The following is a 12,194-nucleotide window of genomic DNA, read 5'->3' on the forward strand; positions in this document are numbered from 1 at the left end:
TTAGTGCCTCCCGGCATGGCGCAACGCACAAAGATTGTGCGACGCAACAAAACCCCTTGCTGTCGGACGGCGGCGGGTCGAAATTGGCTCTCGAAACGTCACATGGCGTTTCCTCCCATTCCAACTGGCCCCGGCCCGAGCGATCGGCGTCGGGGCTTTTTTTCGTTGAAATCGGCAGGCTCGGCCGGCAACGCCATTGCGCCGGCCGGGAGGCGGCTTCGTGCCGAGTGCCCTACCAGGGCATTGCCAGTGCCTCGAGGCCCTCGTACGTGGTGCCGGTTTCGGCATCGACCTCGATCAACCGCACACGGTAACCCCAGAGCCGCGCCACGTGCGCCAGTACACGCTCGGCCTCCTTGCGCTCGAGGCGTTTGCCATCGCGAACGACGTGCTTCAGCACCAGCCGGCGACTGCCTTTGAGGTTGGCTTCCACGACCTGGATGTCCGGGTCCTGGTGGCCGGGATCGTACTGGCGCGCCAGTGCCCGGCGGACATCGCGATAGCCCTCTTCTTCGTGGATCGCATCGACCCGCATGAAGGTGCTGGTCGTGTCGTCCGAGAGCGCGAACATGCGGAAGTCGCGGATCACCTTCGGGCTGAGGTACTGCAGCACGAAGCTCTCGTCACGATAGTCCGCCCACGCACTACGCAGCGTTGCGAGCGCGTCCCCGTTGCCGGCGATGCCCGGGAACCAGTCGCGGTCCTCCGCCGTCGGCTCCTCGCAGATGCGCTGGATGTCGCGCATCATGGCAAAGCCGAGAGCATAGGGGTTTATGCCGGAAAAACGCCGGTCGTCGAAATCGGGCTGCGTGACGACCGAGGAATGCGAGTGCAGGAATTCGAGGATCGAGCCTTCCCCGATCCGCCCGGCCTCGTAGAGCCGGTTGAGGATCTCGTAGTGCACGAACGTCGCGCACCCCTCGTTCATCAGCTTGGTCTGGCGCTGCGGATAGAAATACTGGGCGTTGCGCCGCACGATCGCGATGAGTTCGCGCTGCCAGTTCTCGAGCTTGGGCGCAAAGCGCTCGAGGAACAGCAAGAGGTTTTCCTCCGGAAGTCCGAGTTCCGGCCCGTCTCCCCCGTTCTCGGAATCGGCCTCCTCGACCGGCTCGCCGGACGGCTTCTTGGGCACCGTCCGCCAAAGATCGTTGTATGTCGCCTCCTCGTGCACGGCGCGTGCACGGGCCTTGCCGGCGGCATCGCGTTCGTCGCGCTGGCGGCTCGGCGCATAGCGGCTGACGCCATGGCGCATCAGCGCGTGCGCCGCGTCCAGAACCGACTCCACCGCATCGATGCCGTAGCGGTCCTCGCAGTGTTGCACGAAGCGCTTGGCGTGCGCGAGTTCGTCGAGCACGGTGTCGGCATCGGTCCACTGCTTGAAGAGGTAGTTGTTCTTGAAGAAGTGGTTGTGGCCGAAGGCGGCGTGCGCGATCACCAGCGCCTGCATGGTGATGGTGTTCTCTTCCATCACGTAGCAGACACAAGGGTTGGAGTTGATGACGAGTTCGTAGGCGAGAGCCTGCGCTCCCTTGCGATAAAGCGTCTCCTCTCGCACGAAATGCTTGCCGAACGACCAGTGCCGGTACATCAGCGGCATGCCGACGGAAGCATAGGCGTCCAGCATCTGCTCGGCCGTGATCACCTCGATCTGGTTGCGATAGACGTCGAGCCCGAGTTCGCCGAGCGCGACCTCCTCGATGCCGTCGTGCACCCGTCGCAGGAGGTCGAAATTCCACTCCGCCCCCTCGAAGAGGAGGCCCGCGCCCCGGCCGCCGGCCGGCCCCGCCTTCGCCGTCATTTCGCCCCTCCCTTGCGCTCGCTGGCCTCGGCGGACGTGAACAGTTCGCGGAACACCGGATAGATATCCTCCGGTCGCATCACCTGGCGCATTGCGAAGTGGCGCTGACGCGCGAGCAGCCGCTGGTAACCGGTCCACAGAACGCTGTCGGATGGGACCGAGGCGAATGTCGAGTCGCCGACCTCGATGTAGGCGAAATACTGCACCATGCCCATGATCTCGTTCTCGATCATTTCCGTGCAGCGCGCCATGTCGTCGGTGAAATTGTGACCGTCAGAGGCCTGCGCAGCGTAGATGTTCCAGTCGTCGACCGGGTAGCGTTGCTGAACGATCCGGATCATCTCCTCGAGCGCGCTCGAGACAACGGTGCCACCCGTTGCCCGACCATGAAAGAAGGTCTCCTCGTCGACCTCTTGCGCGCTCGTCGTGTGGCGGATGAAAACGACATCGACCTCGCGGTAGTGCCGCGCGAGAAAGACGTGCAGGAGCATGAAGAAGCGCTTGGCGAGGTCCTTGAGGTCCTGCGTCATCGAGGCCGAGGCGTCCATCAGGCAGAACATCACCGCCTGCGCCGTCGGCCGGGGCTTGCGATCGAAGCGGTTGTAGCGGATGTCGATCGGATCGAGATAGGCGACCGCGCGCATGCGAATGCGCATCCGCTCGAGCTCGGCGCGCAGGGCCGTGACGACCGCCTCGTCGCCACGCGCCTCCGCCTCCTTGATCTCGGCCTCGAGTCTTGCCATCTGGTGTCCGCGCGGCCGCGCCAGCGCGATGCGCCGGGCAAGGCTGCGCCGCATCGTCTCGACCTTGTTCAGCCTGACCGGCGAGCCCTCCGTGGAAAAACCCGCCCGGGCCCGCAGCGGTGAGGCCTCCTTCTTCAGCTTCTGCTTGGCGAGATTGGGCAGCGCCAGGTCCTCGAAGAAGATGTCGAGGAATTCCTCGCGCGTCAGCGTGAAGGCGAATGCGTCCTCGCCTTCCCCATCGGGCGAGCCTTCGCGACCCGACTTGCCCTCGCCGCGCGGCGGCTTCCTGATGTGGTCACCGGGACGGAAATCGCTGTTGCCGGGCAGCACGTGCTCGCGCTTTCCCGTTCCACGATCGTGATTGAAGGCCGGTTCTCGTACGTCGCGCCCGGAGATGGAAATCTGCTCGGCGCCTTCGACATCGGAGATCTTGCGCCGCTTCAGCGCCTCGTGCACCGCCTCGCGGATGTGAGCCTTGGCCCGGCGCATGAACCGTTGCCGATTGCCGAGGCTCTTGGATTTCGGATTGAGGCGCCGGTCGACGATGTGCATCGCCTGTTTCTTTCCTTGTCGGGAGCGGCAGCCGAGGTTGCCGCCCGGCCCACGGCCGAATGTTCCGGCGCCCGGATGCGGCGGGTCGAGCCCGCCGCCCCGTCAACCGGCCTTGCTGACCCGCATGTACCACTCCACCAGCCTGCGGACCTGACGTTCGGTGTAGCCGCGCGCCACCATGCGCGAGACGAATTCGCCGTGCTTTTGCTCCGCGTCGCTGTCGGCCTTGGCGCCGAAGCTGATGACCGGCAGGAGATCTTCCACCTGACTGAACATCCGCTTCTCGATGACGTCGCGGATTTTCTCATAGGACGTCCACGACGGGTTGCGCCCGTTGTTCTTGGCCCGTGCCCGGAGCGCGAACTTGACCACCTCGTAGCGGAAGTCCTTCGGGTTCGCGATCGATGCCGCACGCTCGATCTTGGCGAGTTCGTCGGCCAGCACGTCGCGGCTCATCAGCTGACCGGTGTCGGGGTCCTTGAAATCCTGATCCTCGATCCAGGCATCGGCATAGGCGACGTAGCGGTCGAAGAGGTTCTGGCCATAGTTGTGGTAGCTCTCGAGGTAGGCCTTCTGCACCTCGTTGCCGACGAACTCGGCATAGCGCGGCGCCAATTCCTCCTTGATGAACTCGAGATAGCGCTGCTCCATCTCCTCCGAAAGCTGCTCGCGTTTGACGGCCTGCTCGAGCACGTACATGAGATGCACCGGGTCTGCCGCCACCTCGCTGCTGTCGAAGTTGAACGTCTCCGACAGGATCTTGAAGGCGAAGCGCGTCGAGATTCCGTCCATTCCCTCCGTCACGCCGGCGGTGTCGCGATACTCCTGGATGCTCTTGGCATGCGGGTCGGTGTCCTTGAGGCTCTCGCCGTCGTAGACCCGCATCTTGGAATAGAGCGAGGAATTCTCGTGCTCCTTGAGGCGCGTCAGGACGGAAAACCGGGCCAGCATTCCGAGCGTGTCCGGTGCGCAGGGCGCATCCGTCAGCTCGCTGTTCCTCAGCAGCTTTCGGTAGATCTGCGTCTCCTCACTCACCCGCAGGCAATAGGGCACCTTGACCACGCAAATGCGGTCGAGGAAGGCCTCGTTCGTGCGGTTCGACTTGAAGCTCTGCCACTCGCTCTCGTTGGAGTGGGCGATGATGATGCCGTTGTAGGGCATCGCGCCGACGTTCTCCGTGCCGACGTAATTTCCGTCTTGCGTCGCCGTAAGGAGCGGATGCAGCATCTTGATCGGCGCCTTGAACATCTCGACGAATTCCAGGAGCCCCTGCGTCGTGCGATTGAGCCCGCCCGAGTAGGAATACGCATCGGCATCGTCTTGGCCGAAAAACTCCAGCTTGCGGATGTCGACCTTTCCGACGAGAGCGGAAATGTCCTGGTTGTTCTCGTCGCCCGGCTCGGTCTTTGCGATGCACACCTGACGCAGCTTCGACGGCACGACGCGAACCACCGAGAATTTGGAGATATCTCCCCCGAACTCGTCGAGCCGTTTGACCGCCCAAGGCGACATGTGGCCCGGCAGCGCTCGCAGCGGGATGCCGTAACGCTCCTGCAGCATCGGCGCCATGGTCTGGCGGTCGAACAGCCCGAGCGGGCTCTCGAAGATCGGGCTCACCTCGTCGCCGGCCGCCAGCACATAGACCGGGTGGCGCTGCATCAGCTCCTTCAGTCGCTCGGCGAGTGACGATTTGCCGCCACCGACCGGTCCGAGGAGGTAGAGGATCTGCTTGCGCTCCTCGAGCCCCTGCGCGGCATGGCGGAAATAACCGACGACCCGTTCGATCGTCTCCTCGAGGCCGAAGAAGTCGCTGAAAGTCGGATAGACCTTGACCGTGCGGTTCATGAAGATCCGACCGAGACGCGGGTCCTTGGCGGTATCGACGAATTCGGGCTCGCCGATCGCGCGCACCATCCGCTCTGCCGCGCTCGCATAGAAGGATGGATCCTCCCTGCACGCCTCGAGATAGTCCTTCAGCGAGTAAGCGACCTTCTTTTCGCGGTCGTAGGCTTCCGTGAAGAGGTCGAAGACATCCTTTTGGTCAGTCATGGCTCACCTGTCAGCTCCCTGCTTCGGCCAAGCCGCCGGAGACCAGGCTCCGGACCGCTACGCCGCCTGACGTCCTCTGCGCCCGGGCGAGGCCCCCGCCCTGGGGTGATCGCCTGCCCACGCCATCTCGTCCTCCACCTCCACCGAACGACCGATACATCCGAAAACAGCGAGTTGCGTGCCCTTCCACTTGGTCTCGAAACCACCGCCGGGGGCACACCCAGCATATGCGAGCAACATCTCGCGCGGACAACCTATCGGTCAATCAACCAGTCAGGAAGAATACTTGCGAACCACTGTGGTCAACTTATGACCGGAATGGTGAAAAATCTGGAAGTGGCTGTGAAATCTGACATATACTAGCCGTTGCCGTCCGAAGCATCGAACAGCCTGCCCCTTCCAGCGAGGGCGCGTCCCGATGGAGTGTAAAGGGGTTCCCGGTGGGAAACCACATCCGTTGCTCCACGCGCTCGATATGGTGATGCTCGAGAGTGGCATCAATGTCGCAGTGGGGTGGCAATTTGCCTTGCTATCGTGGTCGATGGGCACGATTACCGCCCCACGCACGGCAATTCACCGCGCCGAGTCATGCGGCTCCACGGCGATTCGCCATGCGCGCCGCCGCCACATCGCCACACCGTCTCGCACGATGTCACAATACGTTGAAGTGAGACCTTGTCGCGCACCCTCATGGTCGCCATGTCCTCACATGATGGCCGTAGATCGCACCCTGCTTCGGCTTGCCTCTGATCCGGAACATGTATTTCGCGCCTGAACGCGTGTTGTAGCAACGTGACAGGCGGCTTGCCCGATCACCCGCAGGGGCGCATTTCAACCCTCGGGATTTGCACGCGGCGGCCGATTGCGGCACAATGCCCGCAATTGTGGGTTGCAGCGTGGTTGGAGTACGAGTCATGGGTTGGCTGTTCCGCCTGCTGCTGGTTTCAGGGCTCGCCCTCACCGGCTATCAGCTGGCCACGAGTTGGCTGGCCCCTGATGTCGGCGAACCCTCGGCCGGCAGCGGCTCGAGTGGTGGCGATAGCTTGGCAACCGTCGCCGACGAGATTGACGCGGCGCTGCGTGCGCCGCGAGCGTTCTCGGGCAACGCCCCCCTCTTTGCTGGCCCCGCGCCCGAACCCGTAGAACCGCCGCCACTGCCCGCCCGCGCGCCCTCGAAGGGCTCGGAGCGGTCCGACTTGGCGCAGGAAACCTTCGCTCCGGCGCCATCCGGTGCGGACGGCGCGGCAGCCCGTCAGTCCCGAGGCTTGGCGGCCGCCGATGGCGAAACGCGCAAGGCAGCGATCGACGAGGCCGAGGTCCAGTCCGAAGCGCTCGATGACGCCACCGGTCTCGCGCATGCCACGACAGACCATGCCACAGGCGCCGGCGATGCTCGGGGACACGTCACCACGACGGCCGCCGGTCAGTTGTCGACGCCGGCGCCACCACCCGCGGATGAAGGTCGCTTCACGTTGGCCGGGCTGCTTTCTTGGTTCGAGAGCGGTCTGACCGGTGCCGCCCCCGGCGATGATGCCGATTCCACGCGCCGCGAGGGGCCGATCGGCGGGCAGGGCACGGATCGTTCCAATGCGGTGGCCGAGGGAGAAAGCGCCGACACCACGACCCGAGGTTCCGCCACCGAGGTGGCGCGGGCGCGGGACGTCGTGGAGTCCGCGGTGCCGCCCCCGCCCACCCCTGCGGCCGTTGCCTCGAGCTCCCCGCGACAGCCGAGCCTCGAGACGACCGTCGAAGTCCCGACGCGCACGCCGAACGAGGACCCGATTGCCGAACTCATCCGGCGTCAGACAGAGGCGGCCCGCCGCCGTGCCGCCGAAGGGACCGTGCTGGCCGAAACCGAGGCCACGGGCGCCATGCCGCTGCCCTCTCAGAACCGCATTCGCTTGGCACGCGCGACCGGTGGGCAGGTCGTCCTTCGAGCGGACGGCGGATCGAGGCGAGAACCTGCCGCCGGGACCACCACCCTGGCCAAGGCTCTTGAGACGGAGGACACCCTGGTTCGCCTGCCGCTCGCCCATTTGCCTGTGCCCGCGGCCGAGCATCGCCACCAGTTGGCGCTCCTGGGCGAACCCGCAGCCGATGATTTGCCGGACGATGGTGCCTATGGCGATGAGGAAGAGGCGTTCCTCTTTGCCGATGGCGATGACGCGCGCGGCCTGCAAGGCCCCGGTTCTCGCGGCCCCTTGCGTGAATTCGACGAGGAGAATACGCGCCGCCTCCACGAATGGGAGCAAATCCGCCGCCAGCGCGCGGCAGCCGAGGAGCGGCGCATAGCCGCCGCTCTGCGAAGAGCCGGCTCCGGCGACGACTGGCAGAGCGCTCCGGCAGCGACGGTCGATCGGCGCACCGGTGAGGCGGCCCGCTCCCTCCTGGCCGATGCCGAGCAGCCCGTTTCGCGACCGGCCGCCCGGCGCTCGAACATCAGCGAAGGCGAGGCGCGCCGGATCGCGGCCGTGCGCAAGGCCATCGCCGCACGCGAGGCCCGCAAGCGCGCCTGGGGTCAGCGCTATGGGCTCGGCGCCGTGCGCGCCGTCCGCGCCAACCAGACGCAGCGCGCCAAGCGCGTTCGGGCCCGCAGGGCCTGGGTGACCCGCGTCTTCACACCCAGGGGCGATCGGTGAAAGGCCGACAGACCGAACCTGCTCGAAGTTTGGCCATCGCAACCCGCGCGCTCGGAGCACCCGACCGCCAGCACGTGACTTGAGGGCAGCCTTACGGCAACGGCCTCACCGCTCGACGCCGTGTGCTGGCCAACCCCGGACACGCATCGCCCCACACCGCGACTTAACAGCTTCCTTCCGAGGCGATAGAGTTTCCCCGGCGTCAGAACCGCAACCGACCGTCGCCCTGAGGCAGGGGCGTTGGATCGGGCTCTGACGGTTGGCCGTGCGATCCGCCGCAGCATTGCGGCGGATGCGGTTGGGGGACGGCTTGCCATGGAACGCAATCTATTTCGCTACGTCTGGACGAACACGCGGCGCGAGCAACTCTGGATCCTGGCGGTCGTGCTGCTGGCCATGCCCGTCTATTTCCTCTCGCTCGATCTGCCAAAGCGGATCGTCAACGGACCGATCCAGGGCGCCGGCTTCGACTCGTACGACACCACCCAGACTTGGCTGCGCATCGAGCTGCCGGACTGGCTCGGCGGCTTCGAATTGTTCGGGGGCTTCCAGCTGACACGCCTCGAGATGCTCGTCGCGCTCAGCCTGATGTTCCTGTCCCTCGTCTGCGTCAATGGACTTTTCAAGTTCTACATCAACACCTTCAAGGGTCGCCTCGGAGAGCGGATGCTGCGCCGTCTGCGCTTCGAACTGCTCGACCGCCTGCTCCGCTTTCCGCTTCCCCATTTCCGGCGTGTGAAGCCGCCGGAAGTCGCCACCATGATCAAGGACGAGGTCGAGCCGCTCGGCGGCTTCATCGGCGATGCCTTCGTCCAGCCGATCTTCCTCGGCGGTCAGGCGATCACCGCCATGCTGTTCATCATCGTCCAGAGCTTCTGGTTGGGCATGATGGCGGCCTTCATCGTCCTCGTTCAGGCGTTCCTCATCCCGCGCCTGCGGCGCCGCCTGATCGAACTCGGCAAGCAGCGTCAGCTCACCGCCCGCATGCTCGCCGGCCGCGTCGGCGAGGTCGTGGACGGCATCACGGAGGTGCGCACCAACGACACCTCCAACTACGAGCGGGCGCAGATCTCCAGCCTGCTCGGCCGCATATTCGCGATCCGCTTCGAGCTCTACCAGCGCAAGTTCTTCATCAAGTTCCTGAACAACTTCCTCGCCCAGATCACCCCCTTCCTCTTCTACCTCGTCGGCGGCTATTTCGCCCTGCGCGGCCAACTCGACATCGGCCAGCTCGTCGCCGTGATCGCCGCCTACAAGGACCTTCCGAGCCCCATCAAGGAATTGATCGACTGGGACCAGCAGCGCATCGACGTGCAGGTCAAGTACATCCAGGTGATCGACCAGTTCGACGTCCAGAACACCATGGCGCCGGAACTCCAGGCCCCGATCGCCACGCCGCCGCTGCGCCTGAAGGGCCCCGTCGAAGCGAACGCGGTCGCGATCAGCGACGACACAGGCGCCAAATTGCTCGAAGGTGTGACCTTCACGTTCGCACCGGGTGAACAGGTCGCGGCTCTCGGCGACGTCAACGCGGGGGCCGAGACCACCGCCGAAGCCCTCGCGCGCCTGGTCCCGCTCACCTCGGGTCGCATCCGCATCGCCGACAAGCGGCTGGACGATTTGCCGGAAGCCCTGACCGGGCGCCGCATCGCCTATCTCGGGCCGGAAACCTATCTGCCCAACACCTCGCTCGAAAGCGCCCTCCTCTACGGACTGCGCCATGTCCCGATCGTCCCGCACGTGCGAAGCGAAAGCGAGGCCGCTACTCATGCCGCAGCCGCCGCCGAGAGTCGCCGCGCCGGCAATATCGACCTCGACGTCGAAGCCGATTGGATCGACTACGAAGCCGCCGGCATCGCGGGACCCGAGGCCATCCGCGATCGCCTCCTCGAGGTTCTCGCCACCGCCGATCTCGGGCAGGACGTCTTCGACCTCGGGCTGCGCGGCCAACTGACGGCCAAAGCCGCCGAACACGCTTCGCCCCGCGTCCTCGCGGCGCGGGCAGCCCTCGCACGCCGCCTCGCCTCGTCCGATATGGCCGACCTCGTCGAGCCCTTCGATCCCGCAAGTTACTCCAAGGAAGCGACAATCGGCGAGAACCTGCTGTTCGGCACAGCGCTCTCCAATTCCTTCGCACCCGCCGAGTTGTCCGCCAATCAGACCCTGCTCGCGATCCTCGAGGCACACGGCCTCGACGAACGGCTCTACCTCGTCGGCCGCAACATCGCCGAGACCGTCGTCGAACTGTTCGCCGACCTCCCGCCCGGGACGCCGTTCTTCGAGCAGCTCACCTTCATGACGGCCGACGATATCCCGGCTTACGCTTCACTTCTCCAGCGGGTGCAGCCACTCGAGTACCGCGACGTATCGCAATCCCGGCGCGCGCGCCTGCGCCATCTCGCGCTCGCCTACATCGAGCCGCGCCATCGCCTTGGCCTCCTCGACGCCCAGCTCGAGCGCGAAATCATCGAGGCGCGCGGCGACATCCGCGATCGGCTCGCCGCCCTTCCCGGGCGCAACGTCGCTTTCTACGATCCCGAAGCCTACAACATCGGCGCCTCGCTCGAGGACAACATCCTCTTCGGCCGCGTTCGCTACGGCATTGCGGAAGGGCCGCGGCGCGTGCGTCAAGCGATCGCCGAGATCCTGGACGAGCTGGGGATGCGCGACGTCGTGTTCGATGCCGGGCTGTCGTTCGAAGTCGGCAGCGGCGGCAAACGTCTCACCCAGCAGCAGCGCCAGAAGCTCGCCCTTGCCCGCGCACTCCTGAAGCGGCCCGATCTGCTGATCGTCAACCGTGCCTTTGCCTCCTTCAGCGTCGCCGGCCAGCGCCAGATCGCGGATCGCGTTGTCGCGCTCGGGCGCGCGAGCGGACCACCAGCGCCCGACGGGGCCACCGGCCCGGATGAGCCCGCGAGCGGCTTTTCGACCTTCTGGGTGCTGTCCAACCCGAGCCTGACGGAGGCTTTCGACCGGGTTCTGCTGTTCGGGGAAGGTCGCGTACTCGAGCAGGGCACGCCGCAGGAGCTCAAGTCGCGCAAGGAGAGCCGTTATGCCAAGATGCTGGCATGACAGGGAGGGGCCGCAGCATTGTGGCATAACGACAAGCACACCGAAGGAGCACCGCGATGAGCATCCTGGACGACGTTTCGATGCTGCGCCGCATCCCCCTCTTCGCGCAGATCGACACCGGCAAGCTGAAGCTGCTCGCCTTCTCCTCCGAACGGCTGCAGTACTCGGTCGGCCAGTCGCTCTTTCGCCAGGGTGAGGAAGCCGATCACGCCTACGTCGTGGTCGATGGCTCGGCCGACGTCATCGTCGAAACACCAGCCGGTCCGGTCACCGTCGCCATGATCCAGCGCAATGCCCTCGTCGGTGAGATAGGCCTGCTCTGCGATGTCGGGCGCACAGCGACGATCACGGCCCGCGAACCGCTCACGGTGCTGAAAATCTCCAAGGAGCATTTTCTCAAGCTGCTCGAGGAATCGCCCTCGACCGCGCGCGGCGTCATGCGTGAGCTGGCCCAGCGCCTCGCCGATACCACGGCCGAACTGACGAATGCCCGTAACCGCCTGCGCGAATTGGGCGCGGCATGAGGGCTCCGGCCGGGGTGCGCGAGCGCCCCGCTCTCAGCCCTTGAGCGCCGCCCAAGTGAGGGCCGAAAGCGCGCGACGCTGGCGACCGGCCGCATCGAAATTGGCGGGATCGAGATAACTCTCGAACGCCTCTTCGATGCGCGGCCATTCCTTGTCGATCATCGCATACCAGGCCGTGTCCCGGTTGCGGCCCTTGACCACCGTCGACTGCCGGAAAATTCCCTCGAACGAGAAGCCGAGCCGTTCGGCCGCCACCCGTGAGGGACGATTGAGCGCATCGCACTTCCATTCGTAGCGCCGATAGCCGAGTTCCTGAAAAGCCCGCCGCATGAGGAGGAACATCGCCTCGCTCGCCGCCCGCGTCCCCTGGAGTGACGGCGAATAGCAGATGTGGCCGACCTCGATCGTCCCGGCCTCGGGTGTGATGCGCATGAGGCTCGCAACGCCGCCCGGCAGGCCTGTGGTCAGATCGATGATGGCATGAAAGAGCGGATCGTCAGCGCCCGCCACCTTTTCCACCCAAGCCCCGTAGTCCCGTTCGCTGGCGAACGGGCCATAGGGCAGATAGGTCCAGATGACACCCTCCCGATCCGCCATGTTCGCGCGATGCAGCTCCCCCGTATGTCGAACGGGATCGAGCGGCTCGATGCGGCAATACCGTCCTTCGATCGCCGTGCGCGGTGGGCGAGGACGCGGCGTCCAGCCTTCGATGGGCTCACCGACCGGCAGTCCGTTCGTCGTGATCGCCATGACCGGAACCTTTCCACCTCGCACCACAGGGGCCGTCCTGAACACCCTTGCGACGCGTCGCCTTCGC

The 12,194-nt window shown here is 65.4% G+C and carries 7 protein-coding genes; 3 read left to right on the plus strand and 4 right to left on the minus strand.

Annotated elements, in window-relative coordinates:
• Positions 1 to 232: 232 nt before the first annotated feature.
• The 3 genes from GC150_06350 to GC150_06360 all read right to left on the minus strand — a co-directional run bounded on the left by GC150_06350 (position 233) and on the right by GC150_06360 (position 5,142).
• Positions 233 to 1,798 carry a SpoVR family protein gene (locus GC150_06350; protein MBI1384512.1) on the minus strand — a complete coding sequence of 522 codons (1,566 nt, stop codon included), beginning with the start codon at positions 1,796 to 1,798 and terminating at the stop codon, positions 233 to 235.
• A complete protein-coding gene (locus GC150_06355) occupies positions 1,795 to 3,093 on the minus strand; it encodes a DUF444 family protein (GenBank protein ID MBI1384513.1) in 1,299 nt (432 codons plus the stop codon). The genes GC150_06350 and GC150_06355 overlap by 4 nt, the downstream gene beginning before the upstream one ends.
• A gap of 102 nt (positions 3,094 to 3,195) precedes the next feature.
• Positions 3,196 to 5,142 carry a PrkA family serine protein kinase gene (locus tag GC150_06360; protein MBI1384514.1) on the minus strand — a complete coding sequence of 649 codons (1,947 nt, stop codon included), beginning with the start codon at positions 5,140 to 5,142 and terminating at the stop codon, positions 3,196 to 3,198.
• Positions 5,143 to 6,056: 914 nt separating this feature from the next.
• Here GC150_06360 and GC150_06365 point away from each other — a divergent pair.
• From GC150_06365 to GC150_06375, 3 genes are all read left to right on the plus strand, one after another.
• Complete coding sequence (locus tag GC150_06365) at positions 6,057 to 7,781, plus strand: hypothetical protein (protein MBI1384515.1); 1,725 nt, start codon at positions 6,057 to 6,059, stop codon at positions 7,779 to 7,781.
• Positions 7,782 to 8,096: 315 nt separating this feature from the next.
• Entirely contained in the window at positions 8,097 to 10,853 is a 2,757-nt protein-coding gene (locus GC150_06370; GenBank protein MBI1384516.1) for an ABC transporter ATP-binding protein, read from the plus strand.
• A 56-nt stretch (positions 10,854 to 10,909) separates the two neighbouring features.
• On the plus strand, positions 10,910 to 11,377 hold the full coding sequence (locus GC150_06375; GenBank protein ID MBI1384517.1) for a cyclic nucleotide-binding domain-containing protein: 468 nt from the start codon (positions 10,910 to 10,912) through the stop codon (positions 11,375 to 11,377).
• A gap of 33 nt (positions 11,378 to 11,410) precedes the next feature.
• Here the strand turns inward: GC150_06375 and GC150_06380 are convergent, their stop codons facing one another.
• The gene (locus GC150_06380) at positions 11,411 to 12,127 is read right to left on the minus strand and encodes a GNAT family N-acetyltransferase (protein ID MBI1384518.1); all 717 of its coding nucleotides are present in this window, start codon (positions 12,125 to 12,127) and stop codon (positions 11,411 to 11,413) included.
• Between the last annotated feature and the right edge of the window lie 67 nt (positions 12,128 to 12,194).

This window comes from Hyphomicrobiales bacterium (genome assembly GCA_016125495.1).
GTDB lineage: Bacteria > Pseudomonadota > Alphaproteobacteria > Rhizobiales > RI-29 > RI-29.

Coding starts and splice junctions, on each gene's coding strand:
- GC150_06360 (MBI1384514.1), bottom strand. CDS start 5,142: ATGACTGACCAAAAGGATGTCTTCGACCTCTTCACGGAAGCCTACGAC.
- GC150_06355 (MBI1384513.1), bottom strand. CDS start 3,093: ATGCACATCGTCGACCGGCGCCTCAATCCGAAATCCAAGAGCCTCGGC.
- GC150_06370 (MBI1384516.1), top strand. CDS start 8,097: ATGGAACGCAATCTATTTCGCTACGTCTGGACGAACACGCGGCGCGAG.
- GC150_06350 (MBI1384512.1), bottom strand. CDS start 1,798: ATGACGGCGAAGGCGGGGCCGGCCGGCGGCCGGGGCGCGGGCCTCCTC.
- GC150_06375 (MBI1384517.1), top strand. CDS start 10,910: ATGAGCATCCTGGACGACGTTTCGATGCTGCGCCGCATCCCCCTCTTC.
- GC150_06380 (MBI1384518.1), bottom strand. CDS start 12,127: ATGGCGATCACGACGAACGGACTGCCGGTCGGTGAGCCCATCGAAGGC.
- GC150_06365 (MBI1384515.1), top strand. CDS start 6,057: ATGGGTTGGCTGTTCCGCCTGCTGCTGGTTTCAGGGCTCGCCCTCACC.